Source organism: Streptomyces sp. CNT372, from assembly GCF_000377145.1.
This window is the reverse complement of the sequence record NZ_KB897792.1, coordinates 57,485-84,368: the sequence shown is the minus strand read 5'-3', so window position 1 is coordinate 84,368 and position 26,884 is coordinate 57,485. Positions and strand designations below refer to the sequence as shown.

General features: G+C 73.4%; 20 protein-coding genes. 4 read left to right on the top strand and 16 right to left on the bottom strand.

The annotated features are described in order from the left end of the window. From C593_RS0126680 to C593_RS30590, 4 genes are all read right to left on the bottom strand, one after another. Complete coding sequence (locus C593_RS0126680; protein ID WP_486591192.1) at positions 1-939, bottom strand: FadR/GntR family transcriptional regulator; 939 nt, start codon at positions 937-939, stop codon at positions 1-3. Between the two features lie 134 nt (positions 940-1,073). Continuing rightward, positions 1,074-2,942 (bottom strand): ABC transporter ATP-binding protein, encoded by a 1,869-nt coding sequence (locus tag C593_RS0126675; protein WP_018850388.1) that lies wholly within the window; start codon positions 2,940-2,942, stop codon positions 1,074-1,076. A 188-nt stretch (positions 2,943-3,130) separates the two neighbouring features. Then, a complete protein-coding gene (locus C593_RS0126670) occupies positions 3,131-3,895 on the bottom strand; it encodes an NUDIX domain-containing protein (protein WP_018850387.1) in 765 nt (254 codons plus the stop codon). A gap of 141 nt (positions 3,896-4,036) precedes the next feature. After that, positions 4,037-5,536 carry a DUF4192 family protein gene (locus tag C593_RS30590; RefSeq protein WP_018850386.1) on the bottom strand — a complete coding sequence of 500 codons (1,500 nt, stop codon included), beginning with the start codon at positions 5,534-5,536 and terminating at the stop codon, positions 4,037-4,039. A gap of 110 nt (positions 5,537-5,646) precedes the next feature. Here C593_RS30590 and C593_RS0126660 point away from each other — a divergent pair, with 110 nt between their 5' ends. Further along, positions 5,647-7,818, top strand: a complete 2,172-nt coding sequence (locus tag C593_RS0126660) for a RecQ family ATP-dependent DNA helicase (protein WP_018850385.1) — start codon at positions 5,647-5,649, stop codon at positions 7,816-7,818. 316 nt (positions 7,819-8,134) lie between these two features. After that, complete coding sequence (locus C593_RS0126655; RefSeq protein ID WP_018850384.1) at positions 8,135-8,764, top strand: hypothetical protein; 630 nt, start codon at positions 8,135-8,137, stop codon at positions 8,762-8,764. Positions 8,765-8,820: 56 nt separating this feature from the next. Here C593_RS0126655 and C593_RS32090 read toward each other — a convergent pair whose 3' ends face one another. The 5 genes from C593_RS32090 to C593_RS0126630 form a co-directional block, all read right to left on the bottom strand. Further along, positions 8,821-9,450, bottom strand: a complete 630-nt coding sequence (locus tag C593_RS32090) for a hypothetical protein (RefSeq protein WP_026278107.1) — start codon at positions 9,448-9,450, stop codon at positions 8,821-8,823. Between the two features lie 82 nt (positions 9,451-9,532). Beyond that, entirely contained in the window at positions 9,533-10,234 is a 702-nt protein-coding gene (locus tag C593_RS0126645) for a ribonuclease HII (protein ID WP_026278106.1), read from the bottom strand. 67 nt (positions 10,235-10,301) lie between these two features. Beyond that, positions 10,302-11,213 carry an ADP-ribosylglycohydrolase family protein gene (locus tag C593_RS0126640; protein ID WP_026278105.1) on the bottom strand — a complete coding sequence of 304 codons (912 nt, stop codon included), beginning with the start codon at positions 11,211-11,213 and terminating at the stop codon, positions 10,302-10,304. 12 nt (positions 11,214-11,225) lie between these two features. After that, on the bottom strand, positions 11,226-11,885 hold the full coding sequence (locus C593_RS0126635) for a histidine phosphatase family protein (RefSeq protein WP_018850380.1): 660 nt from the start codon (positions 11,883-11,885) through the stop codon (positions 11,226-11,228). Positions 11,886-12,021: 136 nt separating this feature from the next. Beyond that, entirely contained in the window at positions 12,022-12,627 is a 606-nt protein-coding gene (locus C593_RS0126630; RefSeq protein WP_026278104.1) for a YdbC family protein, read from the bottom strand. Positions 12,628-12,867: 240 nt separating this feature from the next. Here C593_RS0126630 and C593_RS0126625 point away from each other — a divergent pair, with 240 nt between their 5' ends. Beyond that, positions 12,868-13,383 (top strand): TerD family protein, encoded by a 516-nt coding sequence (locus C593_RS0126625; protein WP_018850378.1) that lies wholly within the window; start codon positions 12,868-12,870, stop codon positions 13,381-13,383. Positions 13,384-13,538: 155 nt separating this feature from the next. On the opposite strand, the gene C593_RS0126620 is transcribed toward C593_RS0126625, so the two are convergent. Both C593_RS0126620 and nrdR read right to left on the bottom strand, forming a co-directional pair. Next, positions 13,539-16,430 carry a vitamin B12-dependent ribonucleotide reductase gene (locus tag C593_RS0126620; RefSeq protein WP_020610400.1) on the bottom strand — a complete coding sequence of 964 codons (2,892 nt, stop codon included), beginning with the start codon at positions 16,428-16,430 and terminating at the stop codon, positions 13,539-13,541. Between the two features lie 167 nt (positions 16,431-16,597). Further along, the gene (gene nrdR, locus C593_RS0126615) at positions 16,598-17,110 is read right to left on the bottom strand and encodes a transcriptional regulator NrdR (protein ID WP_018850376.1); all 513 of its coding nucleotides are present in this window, start codon (positions 17,108-17,110) and stop codon (positions 16,598-16,600) included. 551 nt (positions 17,111-17,661) lie between these two features. Between nrdR and lexA the strand changes: the two genes are divergently transcribed. Continuing rightward, a complete protein-coding gene (gene lexA, locus C593_RS0126610) occupies positions 17,662-18,447 on the top strand; it encodes a transcriptional repressor LexA (protein ID WP_018850375.1) in 786 nt (261 codons plus the stop codon). Positions 18,448-18,535: 88 nt separating this feature from the next. Here lexA and C593_RS31115 read toward each other — a convergent pair whose 3' ends face one another. From C593_RS31115 to C593_RS0126585, 5 genes are all read right to left on the bottom strand, one after another. Beyond that, positions 18,536-19,624, bottom strand: coding sequence for a class I SAM-dependent methyltransferase (locus C593_RS31115; RefSeq protein WP_018850374.1), 1,089 nt, complete (start codon positions 19,622-19,624; stop codon positions 18,536-18,538). Positions 19,625-20,076: 452 nt separating this feature from the next. Then, the gene (locus tag C593_RS0126600) at positions 20,077-22,047 is read right to left on the bottom strand and encodes an ATP-dependent DNA helicase (protein ID WP_018850373.1); all 1,971 of its coding nucleotides are present in this window, start codon (positions 22,045-22,047) and stop codon (positions 20,077-20,079) included. A gap of 82 nt (positions 22,048-22,129) precedes the next feature. After that, complete coding sequence (locus tag C593_RS0126595) at positions 22,130-24,034, bottom strand: IucA/IucC family protein (protein WP_018850372.1); 1,905 nt, start codon at positions 24,032-24,034, stop codon at positions 22,130-22,132. A gap of 59 nt (positions 24,035-24,093) precedes the next feature. Further along, positions 24,094-24,774 (bottom strand): GNAT family N-acetyltransferase, encoded by a 681-nt coding sequence (locus C593_RS30575; protein WP_018850371.1) that lies wholly within the window; start codon positions 24,772-24,774, stop codon positions 24,094-24,096. A 67-nt stretch (positions 24,775-24,841) separates the two neighbouring features. Further along, positions 24,842-26,776 carry an IucA/IucC family siderophore biosynthesis protein gene (locus C593_RS0126585; RefSeq protein ID WP_018850370.1) on the bottom strand — a complete coding sequence of 645 codons (1,935 nt, stop codon included), beginning with the start codon at positions 26,774-26,776 and terminating at the stop codon, positions 24,842-24,844. Positions 26,777-26,884 lie beyond the last annotated feature (108 nt).

Genomic DNA, 26,884 nt, shown 5'->3' with positions numbered 1-26,884 from the left:
TCAGTGCTCGCGGGGCGCGGGAACCACCCGGTCCACGTCCGGGTGAACGGTGAGCAGCTGACGCATCGCGGCCTCGGCGCCGTGCTGGTCGCCCCCCGCGATCGCGTCGGCGATACGGGCGTGGTGCGCCACGGACGCCTCGGTGGGACGGTCACAGCCGGTGACGGGGCCTCCGGACACCTGGAGCGCGGCCGAGACGATGCCGGAGAGGTGCTCCAGCATCCGGTTGCCCGCGAGCTGGATCAGCAGCGAGTGGAATTCGGCATCGGCCCGGGAATAGGTGAGGGCGTCACCCTGAGCGAGAGCGTGGCCCATGATCTCAACCATGTCGCCGATGCGCTGCTGCACGTCCTCACGGGCGTGCCCGGCGGCGAGGCGGGCGGCGAGGGGCTCGATGGTCCACCGCAGTTCGTTCAGCTCGCGGCGCTGATCCTCGCGCTGCGGGCCGAAGGCGCGCCATTCGATGATGTCGGGGTCGAGGAGATTCCAGTCGCTGACCGGCCGGACCCGGGTCCCGACGTTGGGGCGGGCACTGACCAGCCCCTTGGCCTCCAGTACGCGCAGCGACTCCCGCACGACGGTGCGCGAGACCTCGAAGCGCTGGCCGATCTCCTCGGGAACGAGCGGCCGGTCGGCGCCGAGGTCACCGGAGACGATCATCTGGCCGAGCTGCTGGACGAGTTGGCCATGCAGTCCGCGGCCGCGGCTGCCGGCGGTGCGTCGGGCCGCGCGGCCCAACTCCGCGTCCCCGCCCTGCCAGGCGGAGGGGGCGACCCGGTCGCCCGTTGATTCGGCGTAGGGGTATCGGTCGAGTTCGCCCGGTCCGGCGAGGCCGCTCTCGGCGGTGCGGGCGGCGGTCATCATGGTGCGCGCAAGGGTACTCACGCATCCTTTGTCGGCCCCGTTTCCGGGCCCCTTGAGGTCTTTGGTGAAAAGCACACGAAAGGGTGATCGGCACCCGCTACCCAATTGACGCCTTATCGTAAGGAATCGGGCAGATTTTACCGAGGGTGACGAGGGAGAGCAGGATCGGTCCTCCGCGATCCGGATCGGGCCTGCCCGGTCCGGCTCGGTCACCACAGAGCGCGTCGGCGCATCATCGTGATCAGGCAGGCGCAGACGAGGACGGTCAGCGACAACGCCAGCGCCGCACCCACGGGTTGGGCGAGCAACTGGAGGGCCACCTCGGGCCAGCGGCCTGCCTCCCCCGGCAGTTCGAGGCCGGTGAGCGCACGGAGGCGGTCCGGCAGCCCGGTGACCGAGCGAACCGCCGGGCCCCGCAGGGCGTATTCGACGAGCGGCGCGATCAGCACCGGCACGGAGAGGACAGCCGCCACCCCGGCCGCCGTGACCCTGAACACGGCTGCGGCCAGCAAGCCCGCCCAGGCGCAGCCGACGCACAGCGCGGCCCAACTGAGGCTCATGGGAATCCAGTTGTCCGGGACGAGTCCCGAACCGGTGCCGTGGAGCAGGCGCAGCGCCTGCGCATCGACGGCCACCGACAGCACCGCCAGGACCAGGGAGGCGGCGCACGTCACCGCGAGCTTGGCGATCAGCAGCCGGGCGCGCCAGGGTGACGCGCCCCGCACGGCAGCCAGCGCCGGGCGGCGGAACTCCTCACCGGCCGAAAGCGCGCCGAGCAGCCCGGCGGCGAACGCGGCCGGCGGCAGCGGCAGGAAGTCCGGCCAGGCGATGAGGACACCGGTCTGCGAAGAGGCCGCCGTGCGGGCGAGGAACAGGCAGAGGGCCACCGAGGAGACCAGGGTGGCGGCCGCGATCACTACGGCGGTCCGGACGCCGAACATTCTGCGGAGTTCGTAGCGCAGCGGCCACCGCGGGCTGCGGGGGCGGTGGTCCAGCGCGGGAAGCGGATCGCGCGCCGCGGCGGTCCGTTCAAGCCGTCCCGGTGAGCGGGAGGCCGCGCTGCCGGGAACGGGCGGGCTCGCGACCGGGGGTACGAGGGCGTGAGCGTCCGCCACGGCAGGGTTGCCCGGCGCGCGCCCGGCAACGGCTGCGTCCGTACCGGATTCCCGGAGCCCCTCGGACTCACCCGGTCCCCCAGCCGGGAGCGGTGCGTCGCCGACCTCGTCGGCGAGGCGGTGCACCAGGACGCCGTGGCGGAACGCGGCTTCACCGATCTCCGCGCAGTTGCTGCCGTAGACAGAGAGCAGACTGCCGCCCTCCGTCACGACCTCCACCGAGCGGCGGGCGGCCCGCGCCTCGCGGCGTACCGCGTCCGAGAGCCGGGCCGCGTGCGGGGTGCGGACGACCACACGCGGACGCAGACGGGTGCGGGCGAAGTCGGCGGCGGACTGGTCCGCGACGAGACGGCCGCGGTCGACGGTGACGACGTGATCGGCGAAGCGAGCGGCCTCCTTGGCGCCCCTCGTGGTGCACAGGACCGTGCCGCCGGCCTCCGCGTGCGCACGCAGACGGCCGAGGACCCATCCGGCGTCGGCCGCGGGGAGACCGCGGCACGGCTCGTCGAGAAGGAGCGTCTGCGGCTCCCCCAACAGGGCAGCGGCCAGGCCGAGTCGGCGGTCCATGGACCGGGACAGCACGCCCAGCTGCTCGTCGCGCAGGCCGCCCAGACCGAACGCGTCGATCAGTTCGTCGGCCCGGGAGGCCGGCACTCCCACCGCTGCGGCGAGCATCCGCAGATGGCCGCGCACGGTACGGGCCGGGTGGCCCTGCACATCGCCCAGCAGCAGACCGATCTCACGCGCGGGTTCGGCGAGGCGGTGCAGGGGTGTCCCCCGGAAGTACGTGAGCCCTCTGCCCCGGTCGAGCCCGGCCACGAGCCGCACCAGGCTGGTCTTCCCCGCCCCCGGCCCTCCGAGGACGGCGGTCACCTGGCCGGGCAGGGCTTCGAACGAGACGTCGTCGACGGCGGATCGGCCGTCCTTGCGGGCGGCACTGGTGAGTCCGACGGCCTGAAGCATCGCTTCTCTCGCCTCTTTCACGGAAGGTGAGACCGCTCAGCGGCAGCACGGGTACCGCAGCAAGATAACGCGACATTTCGGGCAATCCGCGCACCGAATCCCGCCCGGGTGGCACCGAGCCGAGCCGGATGTCCCGGACGGCGGCACGGTGCGGCCCCCGGACCTCCAAACCCTCAGCCCTCCGGCGCTCAGACCTCCGGGCGCAGCATCGGCGGATTGAGCAGCGTCGCACCCCCGGCACGGAACAACTGGGCGGGGCGACCGCCCTGGCGCGTGGTGGTGCCCCCCGCCGGGACGAGGAATCCCGGCGTACCGGTCACCTTTCGGTGGAAGTTGCGCGGGTCGAGCGCCACCCCCCACACGGCTTCGTAGACCCTCCTGAGTTCCCCGACGGTGAACTCCGGAGGGCAGAAGGCCGTCGCCAGTGACGAGTACTCGATCTTCGACCGGGCGCGCTCGACACCGTCCGACAGGATCAGCGCGTGGTCGAAGGCGAGCGGTGCCGGGGGGCCGTCCTGCCGGGCGGCCTCTGTCTCCGGTCCCAGCAGTTCGTCGACCGGCGCCCAGCGCGCGAGGTTGGCGTCGCCGCCGGCCCGGGGGGCCGGCAGGTCGGGCGCCAGCACCAGGTGGGCGACGCTGACGACCCGCATGCGCGGGTCCCGGTCCGGAGCCCCGTAGGTGGCGAGTTGCTCCAGGTGGGCACCGTTCCCGGAGGCGGGCGACGCGGGGTCGTGCGCGCTGAGCCCGGTCTCCTCGGCGAGCTCGCGTGCCGCGGCGGCGCCGAGATCCTCGTCGTCCCGCACAAAGCCGCCGGGCAGTGCCCAACGACCCTGGTACGGCGGCTCCCCGCGGCGCACGACGAGCGCGCAGAGCGCGTGACGGCGCACGGTGAGCACGACCAGGTCGACGGTGACGGCGAAGGGAGGGAAGGCCGACGGGTCGTAGGGAGACATGTGGCGATCATAGTCGTCTGCCTGACGATAAAGACAGCCTTCCGCACGGGCGGCGACGGTTTCCGGCTGGCTCCGGTGTGCGCAGTGCGGCCCGTAACCGCGGGGGCGGCGCACGGGGCGCGGCGCCTCGTCCTGAACGCGTCATCGACCGCCGCTCCTCTCTCCGCCGGGCGCCGTGGCGCGGCGCGAGGCGGACGGCGCCCCCGTGCCCCGGGGGGTACGGGCCGGCGGGCGTAGACGGCGGCGGGCACGGCGGGCGCCCCGCTTCGGCAGTACGGGGGCGTCGGCCGTCTCCTCCGGTGCCGGGCCCGCCTCCGCCTCCGGTCGGGTCGCCTCGCCGGGCCGGCCGGTACGCGTCTGCTCCGCATCGCGGGGCCCAGGATTTCCATCACCTGATCGAGGGACAGCGGGCGGGGAGTCGGCCTGATCGGCCGGCAGGGGAGGCTCGGCCGACAGGGCAGGCGCGGCCGGCCCGGCCGCCGTCGATTCCCCCGGCCCCGGCGGCGCGGCGGGCCAGTCCTGGTCGTGGCGCAGACAGCGCCGGAGCGTCTCCAAGTCCAGGCCCTCGTTGCACGCCTGGTGGAGGAGTTGCGCGAAGACGTAGTCGGGATCGGCCTGCAGGGCGAGACCGAGCGCCACACGCGCCGAGGGCTCGTCCCCCATCGACCAGGAAACCCATCCCGCCAGGGTGAGCGGAGCCGCCGCGTATCCCTGGTGCACGGCCACGCAGCGCCGGGCCAGGGCACGCCACAGGCGCAGCGCCGGCCCCGCGTCCCGCCCTTCCATCCACTGGGCCGCCCGGTCCCGGGTCCGGCGGTCCTGGAGGCCGATGATCAGCTCGGCGGCCTCGCGGTCCGTGAGGAGCAGGTCGTCCTCGGCGTCCGTCCCTGGACCCGTGCCGCCGCCGGGTGCGGCCGCGAACCGCTCCAGCGCGTCGCGGGCCAGTGCCAGGGTCTCGGCGGCCAGTTGCCTGCGTCCCCCTTCCTCGACGGCCCGGGCGACGAGCGCCGCCCCCACGGCGTCCAGCTCCACGGCCTGCGCCATGGCCCGGGGTGTGTACGCCGGAACCAGCCTGGCCTCCATCTCCTTCTGCGTGCCGCGGACCTGAAGTCCCGCGCGGGCCGCGGCCGCCGCCATCACCGAGGTGCCGTTCAGCGGGAGCGGTGTCCCGTCGGCCGGGCAGCAGCGGGCGTCGGGACAGCAGTACGACCAGAAGCGGCCGCCGGAGACGCACAGCGCCTCGTACACCGGCACCTCCAGGGCGCCGCAGGCGACGCGCAGGTACTGGGCCAGCGGTCGGAGCCGCTCCACGACCTGGGCTCCGCCCTCCCCCGGCGCCGGGTCCCGGCAGAGGAAGACGATCATGCCGTCGGGGTGCGCGCCCCGGCGTCGGCTGCCGCGGATCAGGCACTCGGCGACCTGGTCCGCCACGGGCTCCCACTCGTCGGGCGACCGGGGGATGCCGACCCGGAGCCGGCCGCCGAACCTGCCCTCACTGCCGTGGAGGGTCACGAGCACGATCGAGTCGTTCGGGTGGAAACCCATCATGTAGGGCAGCGCGTCGACCAGTTCGGCCGGGCTGCGCAGGGTGATCTGACGGTCTCCCGTGAGCCGGGGTCCGGATGAATAGTGCTTGTTCATGGCATGACCGTCTCGCGGCTTTTCCCGGCCCGCGACCCCCTGTGGACAAGTTGTCCACAGGCCGGCGGCCTCGTTCGCGCTCTGTCGGTCCCATCGGGTTGCATGGGGGCATGACCAACGCAGACCGTGCGGAGCTCCGAGCCGCCGCCGATTCCGTCCTCGCCCGACTCGTGGCCGACCCCACGGGCACCGCCCGGCTTCGGGAGGACCAGTGGCGCGCGATCGAGGCGCTCGTGGCCGACAGACGCCGGGCTCTGGTCGTCCAGCGCACGGGCTGGGGCAAGTCGGCCGTGTACTTCGTCGCGACCTCGCTGCTCCGGGCGCAGGGCAGCGGCCCGACGGTCATCGTCTCGCCCCTCCTCGCGCTCATGCGCAACCAGGTCGAGGCGGCGGCGCGGGCCGGGATCCGCGCCCGGACCATCAACTCGGCCAACACGGAGGAGTGGGAGACGGTCCAGGCGGAGGTCGCGGACGGCGAGGTCGACGTGCTGCTCGTCTCCCCCGAGCGCCTGAACAACCCCGACTTCCGCGATCAGGTCCTGCCCAGTCTGGCGGCCGCCACCGGGCTGCTGGTCGTCGACGAGGCCCACTGCATCTCCGACTGGGGCCACGACTTCCGCCCGGACTACCGCAGGCTGCGCACCATGCTGGCGGACCTGCCTCCCGGTGTTCCGGTGCTCGCCACGACGGCCACGGCGAACGCCCGCGTCACCGCCGATGTCGCGGAGCAGCTCGGCACGGGGGCGGGCACCGACGCTCTCGTGCTGCGTGGCCCCCTGGACCGGGAGAGTCTCAGCCTGGGCGTGCTGCAACTCCCCGACGCGGCTCACCGGCTCGCCTGGCTGGCCGACCATCTCGGCGAGCTGCCCGGGTCCGGGATCGTCTACACCCTCACGGTCGCCGCGGCCGAGGAGGTGACCGCCTATCTGCGCCAGTGCGGTCACACCGTGTCCTCCTACACGGGCCGCACGGAGAACGCGGACCGCCAGCAGGCGGAGGACGATCTCCTCGCCAACCGTGTGAAGGCACTGGTGGCGACCTCGGCGCTCGGCATGGGCTTCGACAAGCCCGACCTGGGCTTCGTGGTCCACCTCGGCTCCCCCTCCTCCCCCATCGCCTACTACCAGCAGGTGGGCCGTGCGGGCCGCGGGGTGGAGCACGCGGAGGTGCTGCTGCTGCCGGGCAGGGAGGACGAGGCGATCTGGAAGTACTTCGCCTCGGTCGCCTTCCCTCCCGAGGAACTGGTCCGGCGCACCCTGGACGTGCTGGCGCAGGCGGACCGGCCGTTGTCGCTCCCGGCGCTGGAACCTCTTGTGGAACTCCGCCGCACCCGCCTGGAGACGATGCTCAAGGTCCTCGACGTCGACGGTGCGGTGCACCGTGTCAAGGGCGGCTGGACGGCGACCGGCCGGCCATGGACGTACGACTCCGAGCGGTACGCGTGGGTGGCCCGGCAGCGCGAGGCCGAGCAGCAGGCCATGCGGGACTACGCGAGCACGACGGCCTGCCGGATGGAGTTCCTCCGCCTGCGGCTGGACGACGAGGAGGCCGCACCCTGCGGCCGCTGCGACAACTGCGCCGGGGCCCGGTTCAGCGACAAGGTGTCCGCCGCGGCACTGGACGCGGCACGGGGTGAACTGGGCCGCCCGGGAGTGGACCTGGAGCCGAGGAAGATGTGGCCGACGGGTCTGGCGGCGGTCGGCGTCAACCTCAAGGGCCGCATCCCGGAGGGCGAGCAGTCCTTCCCCGGGAGGGCGCTCGGCCGCCTGTCGGACATCGGCTGGGGCAACCGGCTCCGTCCGATGGTCGCCCCCCAGGCCCCGGACGGCCCGGTGCCGGACGACATGCTCGGCGCCGTTGTCACGGTCCTGTCCGACTGGGCCAGAGGGCCCGGCGGTTGGGCGTCGGGCGCGGCGGACGCCCCGCCCCGCCCAGCCGGTGTCGTCACCATCGCGTCCAGGTCGCGGCCGGCGCTGGTCGGCTCGCTCGGGGAACGGATCGCGGAGGTCGGCCGTATGCCGCTGCTCGGATCGGTCGACTACGTTCCGGAGTCGGCGGACGCGCATGTCTCCCGGACGAACAGCGCCCAGCGGGTCCGGGCCCTGCACGAGGCGTTCACGGTGCCGGCCGGGTTGCAGCAGGCGCTCGCAGGAGCCGAGGGGCCGGTGCTGCTGGTCGACGACTACGCGGACACCGGCTGGACGCTCGCCGTCGCCTCACGTCTGCTGGTCAGAGCGGGTGCGAAGGGGGTGTTTCCGCTGGTCCTCGCCATCCAGTCGTGATCGCCGGGCACGGGCCGGGGTGATGCGGGAGCGGGGGCCCGTTCCCGGGGTGGGGGCACCAGGGGGCTCGCGCGGGCCTCCCGAGCGCCCTCCGGTCGCTCCGCGTGAGTGAACTGGCGTCCAGTGGGCAGGGATATGAGCCACATACCCGCTGATTCCCGTCCGTAGCGCCAAATTGCTCGTTGCCGCACGGTCACGCGACAGGAAGAATTGAACTGCTCCCCGCTCGGGCCCGATTCGGCCTTGATGGGCCCTGCCGTGGTGCGCCCTCACCCGACCCTGCCCGCTCTGTGGGCGCGTATGCGAAGGGAGGACCGTGACCTTCGGATTCGCTTCGTCCGCAGCCTCTACGATCACCGCGTCGGCCAACGCGGCCAGCCGCCTCGCCCGGATGCTCGAACCCGCCGAGTGGGCGGCAGCCGGAATCCCGCTGCTGCGCAACCCGCGCGAGGTGGTCAGTGGGCTGCACGCGCGCCATCGCCCCGTGCCGGCGACGGCCGTCGTCGCCGTGCTCGACCACGAGGAACGGCTGGCCGCCAGCGCGTCGTTCTCCCGCCGCTCCGACCCCGTGGACGGCTGGGACTTCCGCAACGCGCTGCTGGACCACCTGCGCCGTGTGATCCCGCACGACCTCCGCCGCCGCGCCCCGGCGCGGACGGCGGTACTGCTGTACTGCCGCGACGGCGACGAACGCTGGACGGAGGAGGACGGGGCCTGGATGTGGGGGCTGCGTGACGCGTGCACGCTGCACGGGCTGCGCTGCGGCGCGTACATCACGCTGACACGCGGCGGCTGGCAGGTCCTCGGCGAGGGGCGCGGCGGGCGGCAGCCCAACTCCACGTCCACGCCGGGGCGTCTGACCGACACCGTGCTCGACCGCGCCCCGATGCCGCTCCGCACCGCGGGCGGTGCGCCGGACGTCCTCCGGCGCACCGCGGCCCGCTGACCCGGCCCGCGGTGGGCCGGGCCCGGCGCCGGCCCTCGGTGTGAGCGCCGGGGCGGTCAGCCGGCCGGAGAGCCCAGGACCGTGTTGATCGTCTGCGGGTCGCCGCAGACGATCAACAGCGCCGACGCCTTGGCCATGGCGGCGGGCAGCGCGGTCGCCGCGGCCTGGTCGGAGCCGCCGTTGACCGCGACGACCACCACGGGCCGGGTGGCCGTGCGGTCCACGGCGGAGGCGGCGGCGTGGAACACGTCATCCCCCGCGTCGTGCTGCGCCCAGTAGGACAGCTCGCCGAAGGAGAGCTCGTGCTCCGCCCACGGGTGCCGGTCACCGGTGGTCAGGACCAGGACGTCGCCCGGCGCGCGACCGGTGTCGAGCAGCAGGTCGACGGCCTCGTCCGCGGCGTCGAGCGCGCCGCTCACCGGGGCGGGGATCAACTGGATCTGCGGCCCGGGGCGGTTGCCCTGCGCGGCGGGCGCGGGCGGCGGGGACTTCCGGGCAGCGACCGGGCGCTGTCCGGACGGAGCGGGCCGGGCCGGACCGGGCCCCGGGTGTCCGGGACGCGGCGAGGCCGCGGAACGCGGACCGGGTACGGGGCGAGGGGTCGGCGCGGTGCGGCCTGCGGCCGGAGTGACGCGGGGACCCTGGGCACTCTCGTGAATCTGAGGCTCCTCGGGGATGAGAGGCATGGGTGGATGTCTATCAAATGTCGGTGCGCATGGCATCAGCGGGTAGGCACAAAAGTGCGAACCGCCGCGCGCCGGGCGCGGTTCAGAAGTCGAAGCCGAGCTGGCCTCCGCCTTCCGGTGCGGCCGTTTCCGGCGTCTGCCGGACCTTCTTCAGATGCCGCCACCGGGGCAACGCATCGAGGTAGGCCCAGCTCAGCCGGTGGTGCGGGGTGGGGCCGAGTTCCGCGAGTGCCGCCTTGTGGACGGGCGAGGGGTAGCCGGCGTTCTCCCCGAAGGCGAAGTCTCCGTAGTCCTGGTGCAGTTCGGCCATCATGGCGTCCCTGCGAACCTTGGCGATCACCGAGGCGGCGGCCACGGCCACGCACGACCGGTCCCCCTTGATGACCGTGCGGACCTGCCACGGCACGCCGAGATAGTCGTGCTTGCCGTCGAGGATGACGGCGTCGGGACGTACCGGCAGCCCGTCCAACGCCCGCACGGCGGCGAGCCGGAGAGCCGCCGTCATGCCCAGCTCGTCTATCTCCTCGGGCGACGCGTGCCCGAGCGCGTGAGCCGTGACCCAGGACTCCAGCAGGCCCGCGAGCTCGGTACGGCGCCTCGGGGTGATCAGCTTGGAGTCGGTGAGCCCGTCGGGCGGCCGGCGCAGTCCGGTGATCGCCGCGCAGACGGTCACCGGCCCCGCCCACGCCCCCCGGCCCACTTCGTCGACACCAGCGACGATCCTGGCTCCGGTGGTCGCCCGGATCGATCGCTCGACTGTGTGGGTGGGTGCTTCGTACGGCATGGCGCCAGCAAGCGTACGCCGCCGCCCGCGCCGCGCGACACCCGGATCAGGTCACGACTTGGCGGGCTCACGCCAGGGGCGCGTCCGGCAGCCACTCCGGCAGGGCTTCGGTGCGCTCCAGCCAGCCCTCGGGCGGCTGTCCGGCCCGCCCCGCGGCGACCACACCGCAGGCGATCGCGCACGTGGTGTCCACGTCCCCGCCGACCTGGGCGGTGGTCCAGAAGGCCCGCTCGAAGTCGTCCAGCGACCGCGCGGCCGACCAGAGAGCGAACGGCACCGTGTCGTGCGCGCTGGTGCGGCGTCCGCTGCCCAGGACGGCGGCCACGGTCCCGGCGTCGCCGTAGTCGAGCATGTCCCGGGCCCGGCGCAGCCCCGCGCCGACGGCGCTGCGGGGCACCAGGGCGACCACGCCGTCCAGCAGGTCCTCCGGCGACGGCGGGCCGGCGGGATCGGCGACGAGTGCGGCCGCGGCGGCCACGGCCATCGCGCCGACGACCGCCTCGCGGTGCTGGTGGGTGGGGTACGAGGAGATCTCGGCCTGGTGGGTGGCCTGCTCCGGGTCGTCCGCGTACCAGGCGCCCAGCGGCGCGATCCGCATCGCGGAGCCGTTGCCCCAGGAACCCTGGCCTTTGAAGAGGGCGGAGGACAGCTCGCGCCAGTCGCCGCCCTCCCGGACCAGGCGCAGCAGGCGGTTGACGGCGGGGCCGTACCCGCGGTCGAAGTCGTGGTGCTCGGCGAAGGAGCGGGCCAGGGCGTCCTGGTCCACCCGGTCGTGCCGGGCCAGGACGGCCAGGACCGAGCAGGCCATCTCGGTGTCGTCGGTCCACTGCCAGTCGGCCGGCGGCAGCTCGCGCCGCTTCAGCAGGGGGTAGTGGGAAGGTACGAAGAACTGGGAGCCCAAGGCGTCTCCCACGGACAGTCCGCGCAGGCTGTCCAGGGCGCGTGCGAAGCGCCTCTCGCGAGAGGATTCTGCGGTCATCTTCCCGCCACTCTATCCGGTGACGCCGTACGGCTGTGGGGTCCGCCACCGGTCGAACGGCCGGTCAAGACGGTAGCGGCCGTCCTCGCACAGCTCCAGGACCCGGATCTCCCCGTTGCCCGGATTGGAGAGCGACTCGAACTCCGCCACCGACCAGTGGAACCAGCGCATGCAGAACAGCCGCATGGTCAGCCCGTGCGTCACCAGCAGGACGTTCTCCGGGTGGTCCGGATCCGCGAAGCTGCGGTGCAGGCTCTCCAGGAAGGCACCGACGCGGTCGTAGACGTCCGCCCCGGACTCACCCTGGGCGAAGCGGTAGAAGAAGTGCCCGTAGGCGTCGCGGTTGGCCTTCTGGACGCGTACGTCGTCGCGGTCCTGCCAGTTGCCCCAGTCCTGCTCGCGCAGCCTCGGCTCCTCCCGAACGCGCACCAGGCCGGGGTCGAGCCGGAAGGCGCGGAAGGTGTCGTGGGTGCGGCGGTAGGGGGAGATGTAGACGCTGACGTGCTCCCGGCCCATGAGCGCGCGCAGCCGTTCGCCGGTCTCCTCGGCCTGGCCGAGCCCGCGGTCGGTCAGCCGGAGGGCGTGATCGGGTTCCCGCTCGTAGACGGTGTCGTCGACGTTCCCGGTCGACTCCCCGTGCCGGACGAGGACGATGCGTCGCGGTCGTGCCATGACACGACCCTACGGCCGCCCGCGCACGCGGACCCGCATGCCGTCCCGGTAGTGCCGGACCGGCTCCGGTCCAGGTCCCGGCCCGGCTCAGACGGTCCAGGTCCCGGCCGGGCTCCGGTCCAGGTGCCGGCCCGGCTCAGACGGTCCAGGACGGCTCCAGCTCCACCACGTCCCCCGCCAGGGCCGCTATGTCCGCCTCGGTCCGGGCGCGCAGCAGCAGGCGTTCTATCCGCTCCTGCCGGTACTTGCCGTGCTCGGCGGCGGACTGCCACATCGAGAGCACCAGGAACTCGTTGCCCGGGGCCTCGCCGAACAGTCCGCGGACCATCCCCGGGGAGCCCGCCATGGCCGGGTTCCAGACCTTCTCCTGCATCAGCGAGAAGTGCTCGACCCGCTCGGCCCTCACCCGGCAGTGCGCCACACGCAGCACATCGGCGTCCGTGAACCTGGGCTCGAAGCCGGTCCGCACGTCGAAGCGGTGCTCGAACAGCGTGACCTGGGCATCCTTGTAGGTGCCGGCCTGGCCCGCGGCAAGCCGGTCGTGCGAGCGCGCCATGAACGAGTCGTAGAAGGGACGGCTCTCCCAGAACGCGACGACATGCGCGACGTTCGGGCGCAGGCGGCTCCAGCCGCCGCCCTGCCCCCGGAAGCCCGGCTCCCCCGGCAATCCCGCCCACTTCCGCTGCCCCCGCTCGAACCCCCGACGGTCCACCACGGTGCAGCGAATCCACTTGACCAGCACCGCGCCATCGTACGGCGCGGAACGTGGCCCCGGTCACGCTCCGCCCGGTTGCGTCCGCGCGTGCTCCGGTGCGCCGGTGCGTGCACCGGATCCGGTCACACCCGGCCGTGATCCGGTCACGCGCCCCGCCCGCGCACCTCCCGCCCACCGTCCCGTCCGCGATCACCCCGCCACGCGCCGCGTGGAGCCGATACGGTCAACCCTGAAAGGAATTCGCGCAGTTACGGAGGGGGAAACCGGGTGAGCAGCCTCAGCAAGGGCGTGCACAAGGCCGAAGTGGCACTGAAGTGGGACCCGAGCCCGCTGGGCGAGGCGCCCCACGACCTCGACCTGGTGGCGGCGGCCTACGAGCAGGGCGCGAGCGACCCCGCCTACGTGGTCCATTTCGACAGCAGGTCGCCGGACGGGACGATCATCCTGGCGCGCCAGAGCGGAACCGGGCAGGGCTTCGGGGCGGACGAGGTGCTGACGGTCGAGTGCGACCGGCTGGCCGACCGCTACGACCGGGTGATCGTGGGCGTGGTCGCCCAGCAGCGGCACGGGCGCCTGGTCTTCGGCGACGTCGCCGGGACCGGGGTGAAGGTGACCGAGGGGTACACCGAGCTGGCCTCCTACGACCTGGGCGAGGTGGCGGACAGCACGGCAGCGGTCCTCTGCTCCTTCCGCAGGGACGAGGCGGGCGCCTGGGTCTTCCACGGCGGCCTGCGGGGCTTCGACACCGACCTGGAGGCGTTCAGCGGTCTGATGGGCCGCTGAACGCCTCCAGGCGCGCGCGGACACCGTCGCACCGGACGACACACGGAGCGCCGCCCGGATACACGGAGGCGGGGAGGTCCCAGGGACCTCCCCGCCTCCCGCCGTCCGTCACCCGGCCTCACTCACGGCCGGGCGCCACCCGGGGTCGGGGTGCGTCAGCTGCAGCCGCTGGTCGAGCCGCAGCCCTCGCAGATGTAGCAGGAGCCGGCGCGCTGCATCTTGGTGCCGCAGGAGAAGCAGAGCGGGGCGTCGGCGCTGATACCGAGCTGCATCTCGACCAGTTCGGCCGAGGTGTGGGCCTGCTGCGGGGCCGGGACCGCGGCGGACGGCGTGGCGACCGCCTGGGCCTCCCGCTGCTGGACGGGCGCGGACTGGGCCAGGCTCTCGACGTCGACCTCGTCGTCGGCCGGCTCGTAGGAGCCGGTCTCCAGGTGGCGGCGGCGCTCCTCGGCGGAGTGGATGCCGAGCGCGGAGCGCGTCTCGAAGGGCAGGAAGTCGAGCGCCAGGCGGCGGAAGATGTAGTCGACGATCGACTGGGCCATCCGCACGTCCGGGTCGTCCGTCATACCGGCCGGCTCGAAGCGCATGTTGGTGAACTTCGAGACGTAGGTCTCCAGCGGAACCCCGTACTGGAGGCCGACGGAGACGGCGATCGAGAAGGCGTCCATCATGCCCGCGAGGGTCGAGCCCTGCTTGGACATCTTGAGGAAGACCTCGCCCAGGCCGTCGTCCGGGTAGGAGTTGGCCGTCATGTAGCCCTCGGCGCCGCCGACGGTGAAGGAGGTCGTGATGCCCGGGCGGCCCTTGGGGAGGCGCTTGCGGACCGGACGGTACTCGACGACCTTCTCGACCGCGGCGCGGATCGTGTCCTCGGCCTTCTCGGTGATCTCGGCCTTCTCCTTCTCCTTCTCCTTGGTCTTGGCGGAGAGGGGCTGGCCGACCTTGCAGTTGTCGCGGTAGATCGCGAGCGCCTTGACGCCCATCTTCCACGCCTCGAAGTAGATCTCCTCGACCTCTTCGACGGTGGCCGACTCGGGCATGTTGACCGTCTTGGAGAGGGCGCCCGAGATCCACGGCTGGATGGCGGCCATCATGCGGACGTGGCCCATCGCGGAGATGGAGCGCTCGCCCATGGCGCAGTCGAAGACCTCGTAGTGCTCGGTCTTCAGGCCCGGGGCGTCGATCACGTTGCCGTGGTCGGCGATGTGGGCGACGATCGCCTCGATCTGCTCCGGCTGGTAGCCGAGACGGCGCAGGGCCTGCGGCACGGTGCCGTTGACGATCTGCATCGAGCCGCCGCCGACCAGCTTCTTGAACTTGACCAGCGCGAGGTCGGGCTCCAGGCCGGTGGTGTCGCAGGACATCGCGAGACCGATGGTGCCGGTCGGGGCGATGACGGACGCCTGGGAGTTGCGGAAGCCGTTCTTCTCGCCGAGGCGGATCACGTCCTGCCAGGCCTCCGTGGCCGCGGCCCACACCGGGGTGTCGAGGTCGTCCATGCGGACGGCCGCGGCGTTGGCGTCGGCGTGCTGCTTCATGACCCGCTTGTGCGGCGTGGCGTTCTTGGCGTAGCCGTCGTACGGGCCGACGACCGCGGCCAGTTCGGCGGAGCGGCGGTAGGAGGTGCCGGTCATCAGCGAGGTGATCGCGCCGGCCAGCGCGCGGCCCCCGTCGGAGTCGTAGGCGTGGCCGGTCGCCATCAGCAGGGCGCCGAGGTTGGCGTAGCCGATGCCGAGCTGGCGGAAGGCGCGGGTGTTCTCGCCGATCTTCCGGGTGGGGAAGTCCGCGAAGGAGATGGAGATGTCCATCGCGGTGATGACCAGTTCGACGACCTTGGCGAAGCGCTCGACCTCGAAGGACTGGTTGCCCTCGCCGTCGTCCTTGAGGAACTTCATCAGGTTCAGCGAGGCCAGGTTGCACGAGGTGTTGTCCAGGTGCATGTACTCGCTGCACGGGTTCGAGCCGTTGATGCGGCCGGACTCGGGGCAGGTGTGCCAGTGGTTGATCGTGTCGTCGTACTGGATGCCCGGGTCGGCGCAGGCCCAGGCGGCCTCGGCCATCTTGCGGAAGAGGGCCTTGGCGTCGACCTCCTCGATCACGTCGCCCGTCATCCGGGAGGTCAGACCGAACTTCCCGCCCGACTCGACGGCCTTCATGAACGCGTCGTTCACACGGACGGAGTTGTTGGCGTTCTGGTACTGGACGGACGTGATGTCGTCGCCGCCCAGGTCCATGTCGAAGCCCGCGTCGCGCAGGGCGCGGATCTTCTCCTCCTCCTTCACCTTGGTCTCGATGAAGGCCTCGATGTCGGGGTGGTCGACGTCCAGGATGACCATCTTGGCCGCGCGGCGGGTGGCGCCACCGGACTTGATCGTCCCCGCGGAGGCGTCGGCGCCGCGCATGAAGGAGACCGGGCCGGAGGCGTTGCCGCCGGAGGAGAGCAGTTCCTTGGAGGAACGGATGCGGGAGAGGTTCAGGCCGGCGCCGGAGCCGCCCTTGAAGATCATGCCCTCTTCCTTGTACCAGTCGAGGATCGACTCCATGGAGTCGTCGACGGAGAGGATGAAGCAGGCGGACACCTGCTGTGGCTGGGGCGTGCCGACGTTGAACCACACCGGGGAGTTGAAGCTGAAGATCTGGTGCAGGAGGGCGTAGGCGAGCTCGTGCTCGAAGATCTCGGCGTCCGCCGGGGAGGCGAAGTAGCCGTGGTCCTCGCCGCCCTTGCGGTAGGTCTTCACGATCCGGTCGATCAGCTGCTTGAGACCGGTCTCGCGCTGCGGGGTGCCGACGGCTCCGCGGAAGTACTTGCTGGTGACGATGTTGACCGCGTTGACCGACCAGAAGTCGGGGAACTCGACGCCGCGCTGCTCGAAGTTGACCGAGCCGTCGCGCCAGTTGGTCATGACGACGTCACGGCGCTCCCAGGCGACCTCGTCGTACGGGTGCACGCCGGGGGTGGTGTGCACGCGCTCGATGCGCAGCCCCTTGTTCGCCTTGGCACCCTTGGTGCGGGCCCCTCGTGCCGGGCCGCTCGTCGTCTCGGTCATGCCGCCTCCCATATACGGGCGAAAACGCCCTGGAGTGCCCATGTCTTCCCTGGGCACATGTGTTTCTGTCGTCCCGGGCGTCGCTCACAGCGCCCGGAACAGGTCGTTGCCGCCCACGGCGGACCGGAGGCCGCCCGGAACCGGGCTCCTCCTGCGGGTACCGCCGGTCAGTCGGCGGTGGTGGCGGGCACGGGCAGCCCGACGGCGCCCGTACTTCCGCCCTCCTGCGCGGGAGGCCGTTGTTCGCGGAGTTCCGCGATGGCGGCCTCGAAGTCTTCCAGCGAGTCGAACGCGCGGTAGACGGACGCGAACCGCAGGTACGCGACGAGGTCGAGTTCCTGCAGGGGGCCGAGTATGGCCAGACCCACGTCGTGGGTGGTCAGCTCGGCGCTGCCGGTGGCGCGCACCGCCTCCTCGACCCGCTGGCCGAGCTTGGCGAGGGCGTCCTCGGTGACCGGCCGCCCCTGGCACGCCTTGCGCACGCCGGAGATGACCTTGGTACGGCTGAAGGGTTCCGTGACGCCGCTGCGCTTGATCACCATCAGCGACGCGGTCTCCACCGTCGTGAAACGACGGGAGCAGTCGGGGCACTGGCGGCGGCGTCGGATGGACGTCCCGTCGTCGGTGGTCCGGCTGTCGACGACCCGGCTGTCGGGGTGCCTGCAGAAGGGACAGTGCATGGCTCCCAACCCCTCCTTACACAGCACGACGAGATAGCCCCAAAAGGCTCGCTGAGCCCCGGAAGCATCCCCAAGCATAGGCGATACTCACGCCCCAAGTGACCCGGGGACCACAACTTCTGGGCGACGCGGAACATCCAACCACTACATGTGGGGTTGAGTCCCACTGGGGTGCCCTCTGCGTGTCGGGCGGGCGTGTCGCGGGCGGCTGCGTCCGGCGCGGGCGCGCGGCGGACGGGGGACGGCCGGCCGGGGCGGTGCGCGACGCCGGGCAGTCTCCCACTCGTGGCGGACGCCGGGCGCGCGCACACGCGGGGTGCCTGCGACACGACGGGGCCCGGCGCACCACGCCCCCGGGGCCGCGCCCGGCGGCGGCGCTACGGTGGAGGCCCTCACCGGGTGGTCCACCGCCCGCCGAACACACGCGCATACACCCGGCCGGGTGGACGAGCGAGGAAAACCGCGAATTTTCACTCGAACGTGTGTTTGGCGCAACCTTTCGAAACCAACTACCGTTGTCCAGCTAGGGAGACCATTCGAGAGGGGCCGACGTGACCACCACCGCTGACAGTGCCGCCATCACTGCCCAGGACCGCTCCCAGAACCGATACGAGCCGGTGCATGCCATGAATGACGCACTCACGAGCCCGGAGGGGCCCAAGCCCGCCCGCTCCCTGCCCGGCCGACCTCCGGGCATCAGGGCCGACAGCTCCGGGCTGACGGACCGGCAGCGGCGGGTCATCGAGGTGATCCGCGACTCCGTGCAGCGCCGGGGATACCCGCCGTCGATGCGCGAGATCGGCCAGGCGGTCGGCCTGTCCAGCACCTCGTCGGTCGCCCATCAGCTCATGGCCCTGGAGCGCAAGGGCTTCCTGCGGCGGGACCCGCACCGGCCCCGTGCATACGAGGTCCGCGGCTCGGACCAGCCCAGCAGCCAGCCCACCGACACCACGGGCAAGCCCGCCGCCTCCTACGTACCGCTCGTCGGCCGGATCGCCGCCGGTGGCCCGATCCTCGCGGAGGAGTCGGTCGAGGACGTCTTCCCCCTCCCCCGGCAGCTCGTCGGCGACGGTGAGCTCTTCGTCCTCAAGGTCGTCGGCGACTCCATGATCGAGGCCGCGATCTGTGACGGAGACTGGGTCACCGTCCGCCGTCAGCCCGTCGCGGAGAACGGCGACATCGTCGCCGCGATGCTCGACGGCGAGGCCACGGTCAAGCGCTTCAAGCGCGAGAACGGCCACGTCTGGCTCCTCCCGCACAACGCGGCCTACCAGCCCATCCCGGGCGACGACGCCACGATCCTCGGCAAGGTGGTGGCGGTCCTGCGGCGCGTGTGACCACCCACCACCTGCCGGCACCGACCGGACCCCGGGATCCACTGCGCCGGTCCCGGGGTCCGGCTGTGCGTCGCGGCGAGCACCCCGATCAGACGGGCCTCGGGGACGGGGCGTCCGTCCGCGCGGCGCGGATCAGCCGGATACGCCAGTGGGTCTCCGCGGCCTGGGGGTCACGGCGCACCCGCTCCGCAAGGCCCGTCCCGAACCGCTCGGCCACGTGCCGGGCACCCGAGCCGAACAGCGACGGCCCGAACGCGACGAGGAAGGAAGCCGCGACCTCCTGCCCGTACACCTCGGGGTCCCCGTTCCGGAGAAAGCGCTCGTGCGCGGCGTCGGGGAGAGCGAGGAAGTCGGACTCCTCCAGCGTCAGGAGGCCGCCGACGCCGGGCGCGGTGAACGCGTCCAGGTACTCGCTCTCGGTGCGGTTCCACGTCGGAATCGCCATCTCCGCCCAGCTGTCCTGGGACAGAAGCCCCCGGCGGAGCATGGTCTCCAGCTCGTCGGCGGCCATGTCCATGATTCCCTCGGCACCGCTGGAACCGTCCTCGGCAGCCGCACCGCCGACGACCACGAGCTGTCCGCCGGGAGCGAGTTCCACGGCCCGGTGGCTAAGGAAGGCGTGCCAGTCCTCCCTTGCGCGGCGCGCCAGTTCGGCCCGGACCGGGCCCGAGGCGCGCGGCCCGTAGATGTGGCCGGTCAGGGGGCCGGGCAGCCGGGAGAGCCAGTGGACGGCGATGCTGCTCCAGGCGAGATCGATCTCCGAAGCCGGGAAGAGGCGGTCGTAGAACGACCCGCACCGGGCGGCGGCATACACGCCGGGCAGCGCGATGTAGGAACCGGGGCCGGCGAGGCGCTCGAACAGCGCGTTGAAGTCGTTGCCGGGGATGTCGGTGTGCGTGACGAGGATGTCCGCGCCCTCGTGGGCGCGGCGCAGGCCGCTGACGGCGCGGTGCATGGGTGAGAGGGAGTTCGCTCCGTCGGCGCAGCCAAGGTCCGCGAGGCGGAAGCGACGGGGGTGGTCGGCGGGTGGGGCCATGGCGGCGACCGCGCGGTCCAGCAGGTCCAGGGCGGCGTCCGCCCCGGCACGCTGGGCCTCCGCGTGCCGGCCGTACCCGGCGCCCATCACCCCGCGGGGTGCGGTGCGCGCCCCGTTCGCGTCCTGAAGGGTCTCGTCCACGACCGACACCTCCGTCCGCCGCGGTACGGCGGGGCGGGAACACGTCCTCCCAGCGTAGGCGCGCCCCCGCCGGCCCGCCGGGCCCGCGCTCGCCCGCCCCGACCGGGGCCGCGGGCCCACCAGGGCCTCCGGCGGGAGCGGCGCTGCCGCGCCCGGACCACGCGGGCGAGCTACGCGCCCGTGGTGGGCCCCGCCCGGGGCAGCGACCGTGGCAGTCCGGGCCCGCAAGACGCAGCGAACCCGGCCCCGATCCGGGCCGACGCCCCGCACCCCCGGGTCGAGAGCAGCCACCACCGTAGGCAGCCCCGCCCGGGGGTCCTGCCCGCGACCAGCCCGGGCGCAGCCCGCCCGAGCAAGCGTGAAGCCGGACGCGGCCCGGGCGAGTCACGTGCCTCCGGCCGGCCCGCTCCCGCCGGGGCCACGCCCGGGCTGGACGCCAGGCCGCCCTTGAGTCAGCGGCCCTCGGCCCTGGCCGCCGCGTCGATCGCGGCCAGGGAGCGGCGGGCCTGGTTGCGGTCGACCGTGTACCAGAAGTCCGGGAGGGAGGCCCGCAAGTAGCTGCCGTAGCGCGCGTTCGCCAGGCGTGGGTCGAGAACGGCGACGACGCCCCGGTCGCCGGTGGCGCGGACCAGGCGGCCCGCGCCCTGGGCCATAAGGAGGGCGGCGTGGGTCGCCGCGACGGCCATGAAGCCGTTGCCGCCCGCCTCCTCCACGGCCTTCTGGCGGGCGCTCATCAGCGGGTCGTCCGGGCGCGGGAAGGGGATCCGGTCCATGACCACGAGCTGGCAGCTCGGGCCGGGGACGTCCACGCCCTGCCACAGGGAGAGCGTGCCGAACAGACAGGTCTCCGGGTCGGCCGCGAAGCGCTTGATCAGCTCGCCCAGGGTCTCCTCGCCCTGGAGCAGGACCGGCTTCTCCGTCCGGCCGCGCAGCTCCTCCGCCGCCGCCTTCGCCGCGCGCATCGAGGAGAAGAGGCCGAGGGTGCGACCGCCCGCCGCCTCCATCAGCTCGGCCAGCTCGTCCATCATGTCGCCGCGCGAGCCCTCACGGCCGGGGGTGGCCAGATGCCGGGCCACGTAGAGGATGCCCTGCTTCGGGTAGTCGAACGGCGAGCCGACGTCGAGGCCCTTCCACTGCGGGAGGTCCTCCCCGCCGGTGCCCTCCGGGGCCAGCCCGAGCGAGGCGCCCACTCCGTTGAAGTCACCCCCCAGCTTGAGGGTGGCGGAGGTCAGCACCACCGACCGCTCGGTGAACAGCTTCTCGCGCAGAAGCCCCGAGACGGACAGCGGCGCGACCCGCAGCGAGGCCCCGAAGCGGTCGTGCCGCTCGTACCAGACGACGTCGAACTCCGAGCCGTGCGTGATGCGTTCGGCGACCGCGTGGACGCTCTCCACGGAGGCCAGCGCCTGCTTGCGCACCGCGTCCTCGTCCTGGACCGACGAGTCGCGGGTGGCGCCGATGGCGCTGATCACCGTGCGGGAGGCGTCCCGCAGCGCCATCAGCGCATAGCCCAGGTCCTCCGGGATCTCCTCCAGCCGGCCCGGCAGAGCCAGTTCCATCACGCGCTCGAAGGTCTCCGAGGCGGTCTGCAGGGCGTCCGCCGCCTTCTCGTTGACCAGCTTGGCGGCCCGCCGGACCGCCCGGCCGACCTGCCCGGGAGTGAGTTCGCCCGTGGCGACCCCCGTCACCCGGGAGACGAGTTCATGGGCTTCGTCCACGATCAGCACCTCGTGCTGGGGCAGGACCGGCGCGCCCTCGATCGCGTCGATCGCCAGCAGCGCGTGGTTGGTGACCACGACATCGGCGAGCTTGGCCCGCTCCCGGGCCATCTCGGCGAAGCACTCCGCTCCGTAGGCGCACTTGGACGCGCCCAGGCACTCCCGCGAGGAGACCGAGACCTGGCCCCAGGCGCGGTCCGAGACGCCCGGGGTGAGGTCGTCCCGGTCGCCCGTCTCGGTCTCGTCCGACCAGTCCCGCAGCCGCAGCAGGTCCGCACCGAGCTTGCTGGTGGGCGCGGCGGCCTCGAACTGGTCGAAGAGTCCCTCCTCCTCGTCCTGCGGCGCCCCCTCGTGCAGCCGGTGCAGGCAGAGGTAGTTGGAGCGCCCCTTGAGCATGGCGAACTCGGGCCGCCGCCGCAGCAGCGGATGCAGTGCGTCCACCGTGCGCGGGAGGTCGCGCTCGACGAGCTGGCGCTGGAGCGCCAGGGTCGCCGTGGCGACCACCACCCGCTCGCCCTGGGCCAGCGCGGGCACCAGATAGCCGAGTGACTTTCCGGTGCCGGTGCCGGCCTGCACCAGCAGGTGGGAGCCGTCGTCGACGGCCTCCGCGACGGCCTCGGCCATGGCGGCCTGGCCAGGTCTTTCCACCCCGCCGACAGCGGTGACGGCGGCGTGCAGGAGCTCGGAGAGGGGTGGCTTCGTCATAGCCCGCCCAGCCTACGGGGCGCCACCGACACCGCCGTCACCTCGTGCTCACGGGACGGGCGGCCGGACCCACCCGGGCCCGTCATCCTTCCGTCGCCAGCGGGTTGGCGACGGACCCGTGCTTCGCCGCGTGCGGCCGGTGCGGGCGGTCCCGGTAGCCGTCCAGGTGCAGCCGGTTGCGGTTCAGACAGAGCCGCTCGATACGGTCCGTGAGCAGGTCGAACAGCTCGTAGCGCTCCTTCAGCTCGGGGAACCGCGCCTGGTGGGCCAGGATCTCGGCGCGTACGAGAGCGAAGAACCGGTCCTCGGGGACGCCGAGCTGGTCCTCGAAGAGCGGCGCCAGGTAGCGGAACACCCCGGTGAAGAGCCCCGAGTGGATGAACTGGGTCAGAAAGCCGGGTTCCTCGGTGAGCAGTACCCGCCGCACCTCCTCGGGCATGGCGTCGAGTTCGGGGACGGGCCGGGCGCTGACGTTGACGTCGTCCACGAAGTCCTTGATCGCCAGGCGGACGGGGACGTCGTGCTCGTCGTACACGACGATCGCGTTCTCCCCGTGCGGCGAGAACACCGTGCCGTAGCGGTACAGGAAGTGCAGCAGGGGCGGGAGGAGGGCCGTGAGCAGGCGGCGCAGCCACACCTCCGGGGCGAGTCCGGACCGTTCGACCAGTTCGGCGGCGAACGCGCGGCCGGCCGGGTCGGTGTGCAGCAGGGCGGCGAGGGTGCGGGCGCGCTCGCCGGGGTCCAGCCGGGGCTGGAGAGGTTCGCGCCAGATCGCGCCGAGGAGTTCCCGGTACTGGTAGGGCACATCGTCGAGCCGGTCGTACAGGGGGTGTTCGACGGTGACGGAGGCGACCTCGCCGAGGAGGATCACCCGGGTCTCGTCGCGCAGGAAGGGGTCCGCGTCGCGCAGGCCCTGCACCCAGGCGGTGACGGCCGGGGCGGCGAGGGTGCGTTCGGTGGGCAGGCCGCGCCAGACGAGGGTGTTGAGGATCGAGAGCGGCAGCTTGACCATGTGCCGGTCGGGCCGGTCGGTGTTCACGAAGGTGCGGATGGACTGCTGGGGCAGGCGCAGGTCGCCGTCGCTGGGCAGGGGCACGATCTCACGGCGCGCGACGGCCGGGGCGTAGAGCGGGAGGACGGTCTCGTCCCACTGCCAGGGGTGAATGGGCAGCAGCAGATACCGGGCGGGGTCCAGGCCCTGGTCGCGCAGGACGGCCTCGAAGCGGGCGCGGGTGCCGTCGCCCAGTTCACGGCGGTAGAGGTCGGCCGGGGTGCCGACGGGTCCGGTGCCCCGGTAGGCGGCGATCCGGGTGGAGACCGCGAGCCAGGGCAGGGCGGTCGCTCGGCGGGACTCGGGGGCCCAGCGGGCGGTGTCGGAGGCCGAGAATCCGATGCGGCCCTTGTTGAGGACCAGCCAGGGGTGGCCGGTCTGGTGGCCCTCCAGTTCGGCGTAGCCGAGGTCCGCCAGTTCGGCGGCGGTGCGGGCGGTGTGGTCGAGGGCGGTGTCGGCTGTCAGGGTGAGCGACAGCTCGCGCAGGAGGTGGCCGAGGGTGGCGCCGTCGAGGCCGAGGGCGTCCCGTGCGCGGGCGAGGAAGGCGAGGGGGTCGGCGAACGGCTTCCCGTCCCAGGCGGTCGATCCGGCCTCGACGCGCCAGCTCCCGTACGCGCCGCGCCGGGCCCTGAAGGTGAGACGTCCCTCGTCCCCGAGATCGAGGGCGTACGCGGCGACGCGCGCCCGGTCCGGGCCGGCACCGGACTCCCCGGGGCCCCGGTCGGCACCCAACTCCCCCGGGCCCCGGTCGGTCCTCCGGAGCGGACGGGGCGAGACGATCTCCTCGTACGCGAACTCACCGAGCATCTTGGCGAGCAGCCGGCCCGCCGCCCGGTCCCAGTTCGGCCCGGTCAGCCCCGGGGGCGTGCGCAGTCCGGGCGCTTCGGGGCGGGGGCCGCCGCGGGCGGGGGCGGCGGGCACGGAGGTGTTCGGCACGGGGACTCCTCGGAGTGAATCGGCGCGGGGCGCACGGGGTATGGAGGGCGGCGGCTGCTTCACGGACGGCTCCCGGTGGCACGGTCGCGGACCATCAGCGCGGCCCGCTTGCCGGGCAGGTCGATCTCCTCCTGGAGGCGGAAGCCGGCCCTGCGGAAAGCGGCGACGGAGGGCGCGTTGCGCACGTCGGGTTCGGCGACGACCCGCTCGCAGCGCGGGCGGTGGTCGAGCACGAGGTCCCCGACGGCGCGCAGCAGGGCGGTCCCGAGGCCCCGGCCCCGGTCGGCGCCGCGCCCGACGAGGACATGGACCCCGGTGTCCTGCGGGCGCGCCGGGTAGTGGCGGGCCAGCGGGTCGAGATCGGCACGGTAGAGCTCGAGGTAGCCCACGGGGGTGCCGTCGAGGAGGGCGAGACAGGGCACGCTCCGCCCGTCGCCGTCGAGTTGGGGCCGCAGATGGGCGAGGGTGACGCTCTCGGGCCCGGCCAGCTCCCAGAACGCGGCGACGGCCGGGTCGTTCATCCAGCCCGTGATCAGCGCGAGGTCGCGCCCGGCGTCGACGGGCCGCAGGCGCAGGTCGCCGAAGGGCGTGCGCGCGGGGCGCCAGCTGCCGGGCGCGTCGAGAAGCCCGGACGGCGGGCCGGTACCACTCCCGGCGCGCGGACCGGCCCCGTCCCCGGCCCGTAAGCGAGTCCCGGCCCCGGTCCTTGCCCCGGCCCCGGTGCTCTGCGGTGCGGCCACCGGCCCCTCCTCCTGATGTCGTCCCGGTCGTCGGCGGTCGGCGGTCCCGGTGCGGACCGCCGGCCGCTCACGCGTGCAGCGGATTGGCGACGGTGACGTAGACGGACTGGGTGTCGACCGGGCCGATGAGTTCGTCCAGGCCGTGCAGCCGGGTGAGCAGGTTCGCCTTGGAGCGGAGCACCGGCGCCGCCAGGAGCTGCCCGGGCAGCGGTGAACCCCCGGCGGCGGCCTCCGCGGCGAGGAAGCGCCGCAGCGCGGCGAGCAGCACGCGTTCGTCCGCAAGCCCCTGCGCGCCGAACGCGCCGACCAGGCCGAGGACGTTGTTGATGCCTAGGTAGTAGGCGAAGCGCTCGTCGGTGACCGCGTCGGGGACGAAGGTGTCGCTCGTCTCACCGATTCCGGGCAGCCGCCGGTTCAGCTCCTCGCGGCGGGACTCCCGGAAGTAGTAGCCCTGGTTGTCGCGGTAGCGCCCGCCGGCCGGCCAGCCCTCCCGGTCCAGCAGGACCAGCGTGTTCTGCTGGTGGGCCTCCAGGGCGATGCCCGCGTGCGCGTCGAGCCAGAGCACCGGGCGGACCACCTGGTCCAGATAGCGCAGGAACCACTCGGCGGCGACGGCGGGCGCCGGGCGGCCCGTGCGGGCGGCGAGCTGCCCGATCACGTCGGCCAGACGGGAGCGCATCCGGTCGTGGCCCGGCCAGGGCCGGGGCGAGGTGAGGGCGGCGACGCACACGGCGTCGTCACCGGGGCCGAAGGGGTTGTGGCGCAGGACGGCGTCCAGCCCGGTCACCGGTGCGCCGTCCAGGGTGTCCACGGCGAGCCAGGCCGGGTCGCGGACGATGTCGAAGCCGGGGTGTGCGGCCCGCCAGCGGGCCGAGAGGCCGGTGCGGAGCAGACGGTGGACCTCGACGCCCCGGTGGAGTTCCTTGCGCAGGTTCTCCCGCCGGGAGTTGGTGATCCGCAGCCCGAGGGAGAGCTTGAGCATCGCGGGCGCGCCGGGCCGGTACACGGTCCGTACGGAGGAGGTGGGGTGCCAGGGCGCGCCCCCGGGGCCGAGGGCGCGCACCAGTCCGGCATCGACAAGGGCGGCGACGGCGGGGCGGTGGCTCAGCTCGCGTGCCTGCCAGGGGTGCAGCGGCAGGACGGCCCAGCCCTCGGGGGCCCGGCCCGCGACAGCGTCCCCGGCCAGCCGGGCGGCGAGCCGGGCGGCGGGCAGCGGGCGGCCCTGCTCGGTCCAGGCGGAGTCGGCGGCGAGAACGGAGGGGTCGGCGGCCATCCAGTGGAGCGGGAAGGAGCCGTGGGTCTCGGGCGAGTAGCGCTCCGCCTCGCTCTCGGAGAGGCCCTCCCGGCTCTTGGGCGTCGGGTGCAGGGGGTGGCCGAGGAGGAGGGACTGCTCGGCGGCGAGGAACAGGTCCGTGCCGTGCGGGCTTTCGGGCCGTTCCCGTCGCACCGCGACGAACGCGGCGGTGCGGCGGACGGAGTCGGCCACCCGCCCGACGAGTTCGGCGCCCTCGGCCGCGCCCGCCTCCCGGTGGAGTAGGGCGGCGACGGTGACGGCGTCGGCGGGCCCGGACCCGGCCGGCGCCCCGGCGAGGACGGGCGGCCCGAAGCGGTGCCAGCCGGTCGGCGACCAGTAGCGCACCGGCACCAGGAGCACGGTCCCGCTGGCGGTCAGGGGGATGCTCAGGGTGTCGCCGGCGGGGCGGGGCAGGTCGGTCTCCCGGACCCAGCAGCGCAGCAGGCTCTCCACGGCGGCGCCGTCGGCCGCGCGGTAGGGGTCGGGGGCGTCGAGGTGGTCGCCGGCGGGCTCCGGAGCCGGGTCCCGGTCGGCCGAGGTCTCCGGGACCGCGTCCCGGGCGGGGTCCGCGCGGTGCGGGAGGGCGTCGTCGAGAGTGCCGTGGTGCTGGCGGGGCACGGTCGGCGTCTCCTGCGCGGGCCCGGGGACCGGGGCGGGGGCGGGGCGGTCGTCGGCCTCGGGCGCTTCGGGGGCGGGGCTGGGGTTCACGGGGTTCCTCGGGGGTCCGGGTGGGGCGGTGTCCGGGTGGAGGGGCCCGGGGGTGGGGGCCGTGCGGGGCGGGGCGGGGCCGGGGGGTGGGGGCCGTGCGGGGCGGGG